At 73.2% G+C, this 13,941-nt stretch carries 13 protein-coding genes; 9 read left to right on the top strand and 4 right to left on the bottom strand.

Annotated features, from left to right (window positions below):
- The first annotated feature begins 12 nt into the window (after nucleotides 1-12).
- Nucleotides 13-1,170, top strand: coding sequence for an ROK family transcriptional regulator (locus GTW40_RS06480; protein WP_161179193.1), 1,158 nt, complete (start codon nucleotides 13-15; stop codon nucleotides 1,168-1,170).
- Between the two features lie 70 nt (nucleotides 1,171-1,240).
- Here the strand turns inward: GTW40_RS06480 and GTW40_RS06475 are convergent, their stop codons facing one another.
- Together GTW40_RS06475 and GTW40_RS06470 are read right to left on the bottom strand one after the other, a co-directional pair.
- Complete coding sequence (locus tag GTW40_RS06475; protein ID WP_161179192.1) at nucleotides 1,241-1,999, bottom strand: GntR family transcriptional regulator; 759 nt, start codon at nucleotides 1,997-1,999, stop codon at nucleotides 1,241-1,243.
- Between the two features lie 153 nt (nucleotides 2,000-2,152).
- Complete coding sequence (locus GTW40_RS06470; RefSeq protein ID WP_161179191.1) at nucleotides 2,153-3,043, bottom strand: RNA polymerase sigma-70 factor; 891 nt, start codon at nucleotides 3,041-3,043, stop codon at nucleotides 2,153-2,155.
- 206 nt (nucleotides 3,044-3,249) lie between these two features.
- Here GTW40_RS06470 and GTW40_RS06465 point away from each other — a divergent pair, with 206 nt between their 5' ends.
- Nucleotides 3,250-4,080 carry an alpha/beta hydrolase gene (locus tag GTW40_RS06465; protein ID WP_161179190.1) on the top strand — a complete coding sequence of 277 codons (831 nt, stop codon included), beginning with the start codon at nucleotides 3,250-3,252 and terminating at the stop codon, nucleotides 4,078-4,080.
- A 242-nt stretch (nucleotides 4,081-4,322) separates the two neighbouring features.
- Nucleotides 4,323-5,750: a GNAT family N-acetyltransferase gene (locus GTW40_RS06460; RefSeq protein ID WP_202485492.1), complete on the top strand. Its 1,428-nt coding sequence runs from the start codon at nucleotides 4,323-4,325 to the stop codon at nucleotides 5,748-5,750.
- A gap of 70 nt (nucleotides 5,751-5,820) precedes the next feature.
- Here the strand turns inward: GTW40_RS06460 and GTW40_RS06455 are convergent, their stop codons facing one another.
- Nucleotides 5,821-7,014 (bottom strand): PLP-dependent transferase, encoded by a 1,194-nt coding sequence (locus tag GTW40_RS06455; RefSeq protein WP_161179189.1) that lies wholly within the window; start codon nucleotides 7,012-7,014, stop codon nucleotides 5,821-5,823.
- 59 nt (nucleotides 7,015-7,073) lie between these two features.
- Here GTW40_RS06455 and GTW40_RS06450 point away from each other — a divergent pair, with 59 nt between their 5' ends.
- From GTW40_RS06450 to GTW40_RS06425, 6 genes are all read left to right on the top strand, one after another.
- On the top strand, nucleotides 7,074-7,553 hold the full coding sequence (locus GTW40_RS06450) for an Lrp/AsnC family transcriptional regulator (protein ID WP_161179188.1): 480 nt from the start codon (nucleotides 7,074-7,076) through the stop codon (nucleotides 7,551-7,553).
- 48 nt (nucleotides 7,554-7,601) lie between these two features.
- The gene (locus GTW40_RS06445) at nucleotides 7,602-9,290 is read left to right on the top strand and encodes a DUF885 domain-containing protein (RefSeq protein WP_161179187.1); all 1,689 of its coding nucleotides are present in this window, start codon (nucleotides 7,602-7,604) and stop codon (nucleotides 9,288-9,290) included.
- A 129-nt stretch (nucleotides 9,291-9,419) separates the two neighbouring features.
- Nucleotides 9,420-10,106 carry a hypothetical protein gene (locus GTW40_RS06440; RefSeq protein WP_161179186.1) on the top strand — a complete coding sequence of 229 codons (687 nt, stop codon included), beginning with the start codon at nucleotides 9,420-9,422 and terminating at the stop codon, nucleotides 10,104-10,106.
- Between the two features lie 184 nt (nucleotides 10,107-10,290).
- A complete protein-coding gene (locus GTW40_RS06435) occupies nucleotides 10,291-10,551 on the top strand; it encodes a ferredoxin (protein ID WP_161179185.1) in 261 nt (86 codons plus the stop codon).
- Nucleotides 10,541-11,932, top strand: coding sequence for an FAD-dependent oxidoreductase (locus tag GTW40_RS06430; RefSeq protein ID WP_161179184.1), 1,392 nt, complete (start codon nucleotides 10,541-10,543; stop codon nucleotides 11,930-11,932). The genes GTW40_RS06435 and GTW40_RS06430 overlap by 11 nt, the downstream gene beginning before the upstream one ends.
- Before the next feature lie 31 nt (nucleotides 11,933-11,963).
- A complete protein-coding gene (locus GTW40_RS06425; protein ID WP_161179183.1) occupies nucleotides 11,964-13,202 on the top strand; it encodes a cytochrome P450 in 1,239 nt (412 codons plus the stop codon).
- 13 nt (nucleotides 13,203-13,215) lie between these two features.
- Here the strand turns inward: GTW40_RS06425 and GTW40_RS06420 are convergent.
- A partial coding sequence (locus tag GTW40_RS06420; RefSeq protein WP_272918983.1) for an SbcC/MukB-like Walker B domain-containing protein occupies nucleotides 13,216-13,941 on the bottom strand: 726 nt, incomplete at its 5' end.

The following is a 13,941-nucleotide window of genomic DNA, read 5'->3' as shown; positions in this document are numbered from 1 at the left end:
GGAGGACGGACCGTGGGGCAGCTGACCGGTGGCGATCCCTCGCTGCTGCGGAGGATCAACTCCGCGGTGGTGCTGCGCGCGCTGCGTGACGCGGAGTGCGCGACGCTCACCGAGATCACCCGGGTGACCGGGCTGTCCCGGCCCACCGTCGAGGGGGTCGTGGAGGGGCTGGCCGAGGCGGGGCTCGTGGTGGAGACGGCGGCCGAGGAGGGGACGGCCAGAAGGCAGGGGCGCCCGGCGCGGCGGTTCAGGTTCCGGGCCGAGGCGGGGCATCTGCTGGGCCTGGAGATAGGGGCGCACCGGGTGGTGGCGACCCTGTCCGACCTGGACGGACGGGTCCTCGGCACCCAGACCAGACCCGTCGACGAGAAGGCCCCGGCCGACGAGCGCCTGGAGCGGCTGCGCGGCACGGTCGCCGAGCTGCTGCGCCGGGCCGGGGTCGCGCGTGGCTCGCTGCGCGCGGTCGGGGTGGGTACCCCGGGCATCGTGGAGGCCGACGGAACGGTTCGGCTGGGTACGGCGCTGCCGGGCTGGACGGGGCTGCGGCTCGGTGACCGGCTGAGCCGCTCCTTCAAGTGCCCGGTCCTGGTGGAGAACGACGCCAACGCGGCCGCCGTCGCCGAGCGTTGGAAGGGTGCGGCGGTCAAGAGCGACGACGTGGTGTTCGTGCTGGCCGGGCTGAGTCCGGGCGCGGGCGCGCTGATCGGCGGGCGGCTGCACCGGGGGTTCGGCGGGGCGGCCGGGGAGATCGGGGCGCTGCATCTGCTGGGCCGCGAGGCCACGCCCGAGACGCTGCTGTCCACGACGGGCGAGCCGCTGCCCCCGCTGGACGAGCAGGCGGTCACGGAGGTGTTCGCGCTGGCCCGCGAGGGCGACCGGGCGGCGCGGGCGGCCGTGGAGCGCTTCATCCAGCGGCTGGTGCACGACGTGGCCGCGCTGGTCCTGGCCCTCGACCCCGAACTGGTCGTCATAGGCGGCTGGGCCGCGGGCCTGGACGGTGTCCTGGACCCCCTGCGCCGTGAACTCTCCCGCTACTGTCTGCGGCCCCCGGGCGTCGCCCTCTCCCTCCTGGGCGAGGCGGTCGTCGCCATGGGCGCGCTGCGGCTGGCGTTGGCGCATGTGGAACGGCAACTGTTCGCGGTGGAGGGGACGGTGGGCGCGGCCGACTGAGCCGCCCCCGGCAGAAAACACCGCACGCCCCGCCAAATAGGCGGAGCGTGCGGTCGGTTCACAGCACCCGTCAGGACGCCCGGCGCGCCGGATCGTCGTGTATCTCGACGTCCGGGGAGTCGCCGAACGTCAGCCGGCACGTGTCCGCACGGTAGGTCGCCACCGAGAGCGCGGCCGTACGCCCCGCCGCGTGGAAGCGGGTCGTGAGGACCAGGACCGGGGAACCCGGCAGCCGGTCGAGTGCGCGGGCGTCGTCCGCCCCGGCGGAGCCGAGTTCGACGGCGCGGTCCTGCCCGTCGAGCTCCAGCCGGTGCAGCTCGCGCAGCACCGCACGCGCGCGGGACGGGCCCGAGGGCGCGTCGATCGCGGTGAGGTCGGGCACCGAGGCGGCCGGGACGTAGAGCAGTTCGGTCGCGACGCTGCGGCCGTGCGAGGTGCGGGAGCGGCGCACGATGTGCACTTCTTCCCCGCCGGTCTCCAGCGCGGCCGCGACAGAGGCGGGCGGCACGGACCGTACACAGTCCACGGGCTGCCAGACGTCGTCCCCGGCGCCCGGCCAGGTGTGCCGCGAGGTGCCGACGGCGACGCCCATGCGCGGCGGCGCGACCGTGGTGCCGACCCCCCGGCGGCGCTGGAGGCGGCCCTCCAGCTCCAGCTGCTCCAGGGCCTGGCGCAGCGTGGCGCGGGCCACGCCGTAACGGGCCGCGAGATCGCGTTCGTTCGGCAGGATCTCCCCGACCGAGAACTCCGAGTCGAGTGCCTCGGTGAGCACGGTCTTGAGATGCCAGTACTTCGGTTCCGGCACCGATTCCAGTTGCGTGGTCCCCACCCTGTCCTCCGCAAGCCGTTGTCCGGCGGTTTTGGCGCCCTTGTTTATTAAAGGTTGTTGCAGTTATCAGTGACCATAAAACGGGCCTGACCCTTGGTCAAGACCAATCCTCCCTCCAGGGCCCATATCGGCGGGCCCCGGACAACCCGGCGTTCACACGGTGTTCGCGAGAGAACGCAGCTTGTCCGGGTTGCGAACGATGTAGACCGTGCTGACGAGGCCGTCGACGACGTCCACCTGGAACACGGTGTCGGGCTTGCCGTCGAGCAGGACGAGCACCGCGACCGCGCCGTTGACCTCGATGAACTCGTACGACATGCCGGGTACGACGCCCTTGCCGGTGGCGCCCACGAGGAAGCGGCCGACCTTGTCGGCGGTGTACAGCTCCCGGAGTGGCGCCTTCGACTTGCCGCCGCTGTCGCCGACGAGCCGGGCCTCGGGCGCGAGCAGCGACATCAGTCCTTCGAGGTCGCCCTCGGTCGCGGCGGCGAGGAAGCGCCGGGTGAGGTCGCGGCGCTGGGCGGGGTCGACGTCGTAGCGCGGGCGCCGCTCCTCGACGTGGTGGCGGGCGCGTCCGGCGAGCTGGCGCACGGCCGCCTCGCCGCGGTCGAGGAGTTCCGCGATCTCGGCGTACGGATAGCCGAACGCCTCGCGCAGCACGAACACCGCGCGCTCCAGCGGGGAGAGCGACTCCAGGACGACGAGGACGGCGAAGGAGACGGAGTCGGCGAGCAGCGCGCGGTCGGCGGTGTCGGGGACGTTGTCGCCGAAGTCGGTGACGTACGGCTCGGGCAGCCAGGGGCCGACGTACGCCTCGTCACGCGCCTTGACCTGGCGCAGCCGGTCGATGGCGAGCCGGGTGGTGACGCGCACCAGGTAGGCACGCGGCTCGCGGACCTTGTCGCGGTCGGCGCCCGCCCAGCGCAGCCAGGCGTCCTGGACCACGTCCTCGGCGTCGGCGACCCGGCCGAGCATCCGGTAGGCGACTCCCATGAGGAGAGGGCGGTTCTCTTCGAAGACGTCGGTCGCGATGTCGGTGGTCACCGCCACATCCCAGCCGACCCGTCCGCCGGTGTCCAGACGGTATCGCCCGACACGCCCCGTGGTCCGTACGGAATCGGCCCGTCCGGTGCCGACGGGCGTGCGGGGCAGGCGCGTTCGCGGTCCGGCGGCGCGGGTACTACCCGCCGGTAGCCATTGCTGACAAGCTGTCCACCGCGTCCGTCCGCAGTCCACCCGAGGAGCTCTTCATGTCCGCCACCGCCTCCTTCACGGTCACCGGCCCGCACGCCGCGGGGGACGTGACCGTCTCCTACGAGCGCGTGGGACGCGGCGAGCCACTGGTCCTGCTGCACGGCATCGGGCACCACCGGCAGGCGTGGAGCCCGGTGATCGACATCCTGGCGACCGAGCGCGAGGTGATCGCCGTGGACCTGCCGGGCTTCGGCGCCTCCCCCGGACTGCCGACCGGTCTGGACTACGACCTGCCGACGACGAATGCCGTGCTCGGCGCGTTCTTCCGCGAACTGGGCCTGGACCGGCCGCACGTGGCGGGCAACTCGCTCGGCGGCCTCCTCGCCCTGGAGCTGGGCAGCGCGGGGCTGGTCCGTTCGGTCACCGCCCTGTCCCCGGCCGGGTTCTGGACCGAGGCCGAGCGGCGCTACGCCTTCGGGTTGCTGCTCACCATGCGGGGCATCGCCCAGCACCTCCCGCTGCCCCTGGTGGAGCGACTCGCGGGCAACGCGGTCGGACGTACGGCGCTGACCAGCACCATCTACGCCCGCCCGGCGCGCCGTTCGCCCGAGGCGGTGGTCGCCGAGACACTGGCGCTGGCCGGGGCGACCGGGTTCGAGGCGACGCTGCGCACGGGCACCACCGTGCGGTTCACGGACACGGTGCCCGGTACGCCCGTCACGGTGGCGTGGGGCACCCGGGACCGGGTGCTGCTGCGCAGGCAGGGCGTGCGCGCGAAGCAGACGATTCCGCACGCCCGCCTGGTGCGGCTGCCCGGCTGCGGGCACTGTCCGATGAACGACGACCCGGCGCTCGTGGCCCGCGTCCTGCTGGACGGCAGCCGCTGACCGCCCGCGTCCCGTACCCTCGGCAGTGCCGCGCACCGGCGTCATCCCCCGGAGCGCGGCACTCCGCCGTACGGGTCAACTCGCCTGCGGGGTGAGCACGTTGCGTGGCTGATGGGGCGGCACCCAGGGCGGCGCGGTCGATCACGGCCGTAGAAAATGCAATGAAATCGACCCAATCAGCCTTTACCCATCGGTCACAGAGCGTTCGTGATCACGCAACACCGCTGCGCCACAGTGGCCGCATGACACCAGAGAATTCTCGGACGATGCGCGCCCGGCACGGGCGCCCGGTGCACCACTGGCGGCGCGATCTCGTGGAACTGGCCGCGCTGTTCACGGCCGTCGCCGTCGCGGACGCGGTGGCGAACCTGGTCGGGCACGGCCCCGACGGTCCCGCGCTGCTCATGGTCTCGGCGATCGCGCTGGCCGCGACCGCCGGTTTCCACACCTGGTGGTCCCGACGACACGGGCACGCACCCCCGGTGCCCGGCAGCGATACCGGCGCCCGGTCCGCCGCCGAGGTGCGGCCGGCCGGGCAGTCCGACGACGAGGGCGCTCCGGTGGGCGGACCGGGCGCGCTGTGGCGGATGCGGACGACCGTGCGGGACGAGCCGGGTTCGCTGGCCGTGCTGTGCACGGCGCTGGCCGAGGCCCGGGTCGACATCGTGAGCCTCCAGACGCACCCGCTGGCCGACGGCACCGTGGACGAGTTCCTGCTGCGGGCGCCGGAGCCGCTGACGGCGACCGAGCTGACACGGACGGTCGCCCGGGCGGGCGGCTCCGCCACCTGGGTGGAGCGGGCCGACGCCCACGACCTGGTGGACGCCCCCACCCGCGTCCTCGGCCTGGCCACCCGCACCGCCCTCGACACCGCCGAACTTCCGCTCGCGCTACGCCAGTTGCTGGGGCGGTGCACCGTGCGTTCGCTGCCGGGCCGACCGGTGGACGACGAGACGGTCCCCGTCGAAGGGGTGCTGGAGGACACGGTGCTGCGGCTGCGGGCCCCGGGCGGCGGGGTGTTGAGCGTGGAGCGGCCGTATCTGCCCTTCACGCCCACCGAGTTCGCGCGGGCGCGGGCGCTGGTCGAGCTGGACGGCAGGCTGGGTCCGCGCATTCCGCGCGGCCGTGACGTGCTGACGCTGCCGGAGGGCAACGACATCACCGTGCGCCGGGTGGACACCGGTGACCTGGAGGCCGCCCGCGCGATGCACGAGCGGTGCTCGCCGGACACCCTCGCGCTGCGCTACCACGGTCCCGTCGCCGACGCCGACCGCTATCTCAACCACCTGCTCAGCCCCCGCTTCGGCCGCACCCTGGCCGCGCAGACCACCTCGGGGCGCGTCGTCGGACTCGGCCATCTGCTGTGGGACGGCGACGAGACCGAGGTCGCCCTGCTGGTCGAGGACGACTGGCAGCGGCGCGGCATCGGCGCCGAACTGCTGGGCCGCCTGGTCGCGTTGGCGGTCGAGGCGGGCTGCGAGAGCGTCTACGCCGTGACCCGCTCCTCCAACACCGGCATGGTCGCGGCGATGCGCGGTCTCGGACTCCCCCTCGACTACCAGGTCGAGGAGGGCACCCTCGTCATCACGGCCCGGCTGGACGCGGTGCCGGTGCCGGTCGCGCAGGAGAGCGGCCGGGTACGGCTCGGCGGCGCGTCTGAGCACGGCTGACCTCGGCTGATCCACGTAGAGTACGGCCCGAACGCACCTGTATCCAGGCGCAGTTCGGACCGTACGACGTTCACCCCACCGCCTCGCTCAACGGCACCGGCGTACGCACGGCCGTCCCCAGCGCGCCGTCCAGGTCCGCCCACAGGTCGTCCACGTCCTCCAGGCCGACCGAGAGCCGCAGCAGCCGGTCGCTCACCCCGGCGCCGCGCCGGTCGTCGGCGTCGACGATGCGGTGGCTGATGGACGCGGGGTGCTGGATGAGGGTGTCCACGCTGCCCAGGCTGACGGCCGGGGTGATCAGGCGGACGCGGGAGATCACCTCGTGCGGGTCGCCGTGCGTCTCGAAGGCGATCATCGCGCCGCCCAGGCGCGGATAGCGGACGCGGTCCACGCGCGGGTCGGCGGCGAGTCTGCGGGCCAGCTCGGCGGCGGTCGCGGAGGCGGCCCGGACGCGTACGGGCAGCGTGGCCAGGCCTCTGAGCAGCAGATACCCGGCGAGCGGATGCAGCACCCCGCCGGTCGCGAACCGTATCCGGCGCAGCTGTCCGGCGAACTCCTCGTCGCAGGCCACCACCCCGGCGAGCACGTCCCCGTGGCCGCCGAGGTACTTGGTGGCGCTGTGCAGCACCAGACGGGCGCCGAGTTCCGCGGGGCGTTGCAGCACGGGGGTCGCGAAGGTGTTGTCGGCGAGCAGCGGGACCGTGCCGCAGGCGTGGGCGACGGCCCGCAGGTCGGTCTCGGCGAGGGTGGGGTTGGCCGGGGACTCGACCATCACCAGGCCGGTGTCGGGGCGCAGCGCGTCCGCGATGCCCGCCGGGTCGGTCCAGGTGACCTCGGTGCCGAGCAGCCCGGCGGTCAGCAGATGGTCGCTGCAGCCGTACAGCGGCCGTACCGCGACGACATGGCGCAGGCCCGCCGTCGAGCGGGCGAGCAGCACCGCGCTGAGGGCGGCCATGCCGCTGGCGAACGCCACGGCGGACTCGGTGCCTTCGAGCCGGGCGAGCGCGGTCTCGAAGCGGGCCGTGGTCGGGTTGCCCAGGCGGCCGTAGACCGGCGGTCCCACCGGATCGGCGCCGTCGGCGGCGAAGGCGTCGATGCGGGCCGCCTCGGCGCGGCTGTCGTAAGACGGATACGTGGTGGACAGGTCGATGGGCGGGGTGTGCAGGCCCTGGCGGGCGAGGTCGTCGCGGCCGGCGTGCACGGCCTCGGTGGCCAGGGCACGGGAAGGGGCGTAGTCAGAAGCGCCGTTGCTCGCTGAGTCCATGGCGTCAGGGTGAACACCGGCCGGGTTCGGATGGCCAAAGGCCGTGTTACGTTCGGCCCATGGCCGATTCCGTCGTACTGGACCCGGTGGATCTGCTTCTGCTGCGGCTGCTGCAGAACGACGCCCGGACGACGTACCGCGACCTCGCCGCCCAGGCCGGGGTGGCGCCGTCGACATGTCTGGACCGGGTGGCGCGGCTGCGCCGTTCGGGGGTGATCCTCGGGCACGAACTGCGTCTGGACCCGGCGAAGCTGGGGCGCGGGCTCCAGGCGCTGCTGTCCGTCCAGGTCAGGCCGCATCGCCGGGAGTTGGTCGGACCGTTCGTGGAACGGGTGCGCGCGCTGCCCGAGTCGCGGACCGTCTTCCATCTCACCGGCCCCGACGACTACGTGATCCATGTCGCGGTGGCGGACATGGCCGATCTTCAGCGGCTGGTGCTGGACGAGTTCACCTCACAGCGTGAAGTGGCGCGGGTGGAGACCCGGTTGATCTTCCAGCAGTGGGACTGCGGTCCCCTGTTGCCGCCCGGCACGCCGTGATCCGAAACGGGGTGACGTGGGCACGTCGTGGGCGCGAGGATGGGCGCCATGTCTGAGACGAAGAGCGCACTGCCCCGTCAGATCGCCGACGCGTACGTCGACGAACTCATCGCCCTCGACCCGGTCACCGGCACCTACCTCGGTGTCGCCGAGAGCTCCAGCAGGCTCCCCGACTACTCCCCCGCCGGCCAGGAGGCCGTGGCGGAACTGGCGCGCACCACCCTCGCGCGCCTGGACGAGGCCGAGCGGCTGCCCGGCGCGGACAGCGACGCCGAGCGCCGGTGCGCGCGGCTGCTGCGCGAGCGGCTGACCGCCGAACTCGCCATGCACGACGCGGAGGAGCACCTGCGCGCCGTCGGCAACATGCACACCCCGGGGCACTCGGTGCGGCACGCCTTCACGCTGACCCCGTCGGAGACCGAGGAGGACTGGGCGGCGATCGTGGAGCGGCTGCGCGCGGTCCCGGCCGCCTACGCGGGCTACCGCGCCTCGCTCGAACTGGGCCTGGAACGCAAGCTGTTCGCGGCACCCCGGCCGACCGGCGTCTTCGTCGAGCAGCTGACCGAGTGGGCGGACACCGGCGAGGGCCGGGGCTGGTTCGAGGACTTCGCCGTCGCCGGTCCCGACGCGCTGCGCACCGAACTCGACGAGGCCGCCCGCGCGGCGACCGCCTCCGTCGCGGAACTGCGCGACTGGATGCGGGACGTGTACGCCCCGGCGGTCGAGGGCGCCCCGAACGTGGTCGGCCGGGAGCGCTACGCCCGTACGTCCCGCCACTTCAACGGCACCGACCTCGACCTGGACGAGGCGTACGCCTACGGCTGGGCGGAGTTCCACCGTCTGTACGCCGAGATGGTGAAGGAGGCGGAGAAGATCCTCCCGGGTGCCAGGACGCCCTGGGCGGCGCTCAAGCACCTGGACGAGCACGGCCGGCACATCGAGGGGGTCGAGGAGACCCGGCAGTGGCTCCAGGACCTGATGGACCGGGCCATCGCCGACCTGGACGGCACGCACTTCGAACTGGCCGAGCCGGTAAGGAATGTGGAGTCGCGCATCGCCCCGCCCGGCAGCGCGGCGGCCCCCTACTACACCGAGCCGTCGGAGGACTTCTCCCGTCCGGGCCGGACCTGGCTGCCGACCATGGGCGCGACCCGGTTCCCGGTCTACGACCTGGTGTCCACCTGGTACCACGAGGGCGTGCCCGGCCACCACCTCCAGCTGGCGCAGTGGACGTACGTGGCGGACCGTCTCTCCCGCTACCAGGCCACGGTCGGCATCGTGAGCGCCAACGCCGAGGGCTGGGCGCTGTACGCGGAGCGGCTGATGGACGAGCTGGGCTACCTCACGGACGCGGAGCAGCGGCTCGGCTATCTGGACGCGCAGATGATGCGCGCGCTGCGGGTGATCGTCGACATCGGTATGCACCTGGAGCTGGAGATCCCGGCCGACTCGCCGTTCCACCCGGGTGAGCGGTGGACCCCGGGGCTGGCCGAGGAGTTCTTCGTCGCCCACAACAGCCGTCCGGCGGACTTCGTGGCGAGCGAGTTGACCCGGTATCTGACCATGCCGGGCCAGGCCATCGGCTACAAGCTCGGCGAGCGCGTGTGGCTGCTCGGCCGGGAGCGGGCGCGCGAGCGGCACGGCGACTCCTTCGACCTGAAGGCGTGGCACATGGCGGCGCTGTCGCTCGGCTCGCTGGGTCTGGACGACCTGCTGGAGGAGCTGTCCCAGCTCTGACCTCGCGGGGGCGGGCGGCCGTACGGGCGCGGGCATCACGCTCGGCCATACGGCCCCCTCCCGCTGGCGCGGTCCCGCGCACCGGCTGCTTGCTGGTGCGGGGGCCGTCGCTCGGGAGGTGGGCCGCTCATGCAGGTCAAGGGGCGCAGGGGGCCGGGCCGGGAGGCGCTGGAGACCCCGCGCGCGGCCGGGCTCGCCGGGGTGGTGTTCGCGCTGCTCCTCGCGGCGACGATCGTGCTGATGCGGCTCGGCATCCCCGAGGGCGCCGACGCGACGTCCGCGCAGGGGTTCACCGACCCGGCGCGGCGCAGTGCGGTGCGGACGGCGCTCGCACTGATCCCCTTCGCGGGCATCTTCTTCCTGTGGTTCCTCGGCGCGGTGCGCGCCCATGTGGGTGAGGTCGAGGACCGGTTCCTCGCGACCGTGCTGCTCGGCAGCGGTCTGGTCTTCACCGCGACCTTGTTCGGCGCGGCCGCGGCGGCGTCCGCCGTACTGACGGTCTCGCACCCGGCGGGCAGCACGCCGTCGCCCGCGACCTGGGACTTCGGCCGGCACTTCGCCTACGGGCTGATGACCGAGTACGCGATGCGGATGGCGGCCGTCTTCGTGTCGTCCATGTCCGTGATCGGCAAGCGGCTGGGCGTACTGCCGCGCTGGCTGACCGTGCTGAGTTCACTGACCGCGCTGGTCCTGCTCTTCGTCTCCTCGAACGTGCCCTGGGCGGAGCTGGTCTTCCCGGCCTGGTCGCTGGTGCTCAGCGGGCACATCCTGATGGCGAGCGGGCGGGGGCGGGCCGGGGCCGCGGGCGCCCCCTAGGAGCGTCTCCCCCTAGGGGCGTCTCCCCCTAGGGATCCGTTCACCCGATCGGCGGCTCCCCGCGCGCGGCGGAGCAGGCTCCGCTTCCATGCTGGCGGGCGGGGGACCACCGCCGTCCGGGACCGCGTGCCGTGCGAGAAGGCGGGGCACACCGGACCTGGCCACCGGAGAGAGCGGAGCGTCGATGAGGATCGTCGTCGATCTCAACAAGTGCCAGGGATACGCCCAGTGCGCCTTCCTGGCCCCCGACGTCTTCACCATGCACGGCAACGAGGCGCTGCTCTACAACCCGCGCCCCGCCGACGAGGAACGGGACGCGGTCGCGCGGGCGGCCGCCGCCTGCCCGGTCAAGGCGATCACCGTGGAGGGGCTGTACCAGGGCGCCCCCGCCGAGGACGCGTGGGTGGCCGCCGGAGCCGCCCGGGAGCTGTCCGATGGCCGCTGACCACGTGGACTGGCTGCGCCGCGAGGGCCGCATCGTCATCGTCGGCGCCTCGCTGGCCGGGCTGCACGCGGCCGAGACGCTGCGCGAGGAGGGCTTCACCGGCGCGCTGACCCTGATCGGTGACGAGCCGTACGAGCCCTACGACCGGCCGCCTCTGTCGAAGTCGGTGCTGCTCGGCAAGGCGTCCCCGCAGCACACCGAGCTGCCCCGGCGGCGGGACCTGGACGCCGAGTGGCGGCTCGGTGTCCCGGCGGCCGGTCTCGACCTGACCGGCAAGCGGGTGCTCCTCGCCGACGGCGAGGAGGTGGAGTACGACCGGCTGCTGATCGCGACCGGTGTGCGCGCCCGGCCCTGGCCCAAGGAGGACGAGGCCGAGCTGGACGGGGTGTTCGTGCTGCGCACCCGGGACGACGCGACCGCGCTGTACGACCGGCTGCGCGCCGGGGCCCGCCGGGTCGTGGTGATCGGCGCCGGGTTCGCCGGGTCCGAAGTCGCCTCGGCCTGCCGGGAGATGGGCCTGGAGGTGACCGTCGCCGAACGCGCGGGAGGTCCGCTCGTGGGCGCGCTCGGCGGGGTGATCGGGGCCGTCGCCGCCGAGCTCCACCAGGAGAACGGCGTGGATCTGCGCACCCATGTCACCGTGACCGCGCTGGAGGGCGACTCGGTCGGCCGGGTCCGTGCGGTGCATCTGTCGGACGAGAGCGTGGTCGAGGCGGATGTCGTGGTCGTCTCGCTGGGCTCGCTGCGCAACACCGAGTGGCTGACCGGGTCCGGGATCGGCGCGGGACCGCGCGGCATCGCGAGCGACGCGGGCTGCCGTGCCTTCGACTTCCGGGGCATCGTCACCGACGACGTGTTCGTGGCCGGTGACGTGGCCCGCTCCCCGCATCCGCTGTTCGGCTACCAGTTCCTGTCCCTCGAACACTGGGGCAACGCGGTCGCACAGGCGGAGACAGCCGCGCACAACATGATCTGCCAGCCGTACGACCGGCGCCCCCACATGTGGATGCCCGCCTTCTGGTCCTCCCAGTTCGGGGTGAACATCAAGTCGGTGGGCGTGCCGCCCATGAGCGACCAACTGATGATCACCCAGGGGTCGACGGCGGAGCGCCGGTTCGTCGGCGTCTACGGCTACAAGGGGCGGATCGTGGCGGCGGTGTCCTTCGACAACGCGCGCTGGCTGGAGTACTACCAGCGGCAGATCGAGCAGGGCGCCCCCTTCCCGGCCGACTATCCGACGATGGACCGGCGTCCCGAGGGGCGGCGGGCGGTGCCCTCCGACTTCCCCGACCCCTCGCTGCCGACCCACGGCCCGACCGTGACCCTCAGCGGCTACTCCCCGGCCGACCGCCGCCTGGTCTTCACCCCCGGCCACCACTGACCGCCGCACGACGACGCCCCAAGGACCTGTCATGACGCGAGCCTCGCTGGTGCGCCAGATCACCGACTTCGCCAACCGCGCGAACCCGTACCCCCTCTACGCGGAGCTGCGCCGCACCCCGGTGCTGCACGAGGAGGAGGGCGACCCCTATGTCATCAGCTCGTACTGGGACATCGAGAGCCTGCTGCACGATCCCCGGATCAGCTCCGACGCGGCCAATCTCACGGCGGCGGGGGCCGACGAACTGAACCAGGCGGAGAACACGGGACTGCCGCCGTCCTTCATCCGGCTGGACCCGCCGGAGCACGACCGGCTGCGGCGCATGACCAACAGCGCCTTCGGACCGCCGGACAAGCCGCGCAGGATCGACGACATGCGGCCCGAACTCCACGAGATCGTGCGCGAGTTGATCGACGGGTTCGGGGACGCCCGGGAGATCGACCTGGTGGACCAGTTCGCGTACCCCTTCCCGGTGACGGTGATCTGCCGGCTGCTCGGGGTGCCCCGCGAGGACGAGCCGCGCTTCCGGGCCTGGGTGGACCCGCTGGTGGCGAGCCTGGACCCGGACACCCGGCAGGGCGCGGACCCGGAGTTCGTGAAGACCGCGCAGGAGGCGCGGATGCAGCTCGGCATGTATCTGGCCGGGCTGGTGGAGGAGCGGACCAAGGAGCCGCGCGACGACATGCTGTCCGACCTGGCCACCCACCGGGGGCCGGACGGCACCATGACCATGATGGAGATCCTCAGCACCGCCGTGCTGCTGCTGATCGCGGGCCACGAGACCACGGTCAACCTGATCACCAACGGCATGCTGACCCTGCTGCGCCACCCCGAGTTCCTGCACCGGCTGCGCGAGGACCCGGACCTGGCCCCCAACATCGTGGAGGAACTGCTGCGCTACGAGCCGCCCGTGCAGCTCGTGCCCCAGCGCACCTGCATCACCGACATCGAGGTGCGCGGGGTGCGGATTCCGGCGGGCTCGCGGATCTGGCTGATGCTGGCGGCGGGCAATCGCGACCCCGAGCGGTTCAAGGACCCCGAGCGCTTCGACCCGGACCGCGAGGATCTCCAGCATCTGGGCTTCGGCAGCGGCATCCACAGCTGCTTCGGCGCCCCGCTGGCCCGGCTGGAGACCCAGATCGCGCTGGCCGAGCTGGCACGGCGCCTGGTGGAGCCCCGGCTGGTGGAGGACCCGCCGCCGTACCGGCCGAACGCGGTGCTGCGCGGGCCGCGCCATCTGCCGATCGCCTTCGAGGGCGTACGGTCCTGAGGGACCGGGCTCCTCACGCGCCCCGCTGCCGCAGCGTGGACCCCGACCTCCCCTTCACGACCTCCAGTTGGGCGTGGACACGGCGCCGCAGGTCGGCCACATGGCTCACGATGCCGACGCTGCGGTCGCGTTCGCGCAGGGAGTCCAGGACGTCCAGGACCTCGTCCAGGGTCTGGTCGTCGAGGCTGCCGAAGCCCTCGTCGATGAAGAGGGTGTCCAGACGGACCCCGCCCGCCTCGTCGGTGACCACGTCGGCGAGGCCGAGGGCGAGGGCGAGGGAGGCGAAGAAGGTCTCGCCGCCTGACAGGGTCGCGGTGTCCCGCTCGCGACCGGTCCAGGCGTCCACGACGTGCAGCCCGAGCCCGCTGCGCCCGCGTCCGCTGCGGTCGTCGGAGTGGACGAGGGTGTAGCGCCCCGAGGACATCATCCGCAGCCGGGCGGTCGCGGCGGCGGCGACCTGCTCCAGGCGGGCGGCGAGGACGTACGACTCCAGCCGCATCTTCCGCTCGTTGTCGGCGGAGGTGCCCGCGGTGAGACCGGCGAGCCGGGCCACCCGGTCGTACTCCTCGCGCAGCGGGGCGAGACGGCGGGCGCCGTCCTCCGCGTGGGCGGAGAGGCGGTCCAGCTCGGCGGTGGCCCGCTGGGCGGCGTCGCGGGCGGAGGCGGCCTCGCGCATCCGGCGTTCCGCCCCGGCGGCGCGCTGCTCGGCGGCGGCCGTGTCGGCGGGCGGCTGCTGAGC

The organism is Streptomyces sp. SID4985, assembly GCF_009863025.1.
In the GTDB taxonomy this organism is placed as follows: domain Bacteria; phylum Actinomycetota; class Actinomycetes; order Streptomycetales; family Streptomycetaceae; genus Streptomyces.
This window is presented reverse-complemented; position numbering and strand designations above follow the sequence as displayed.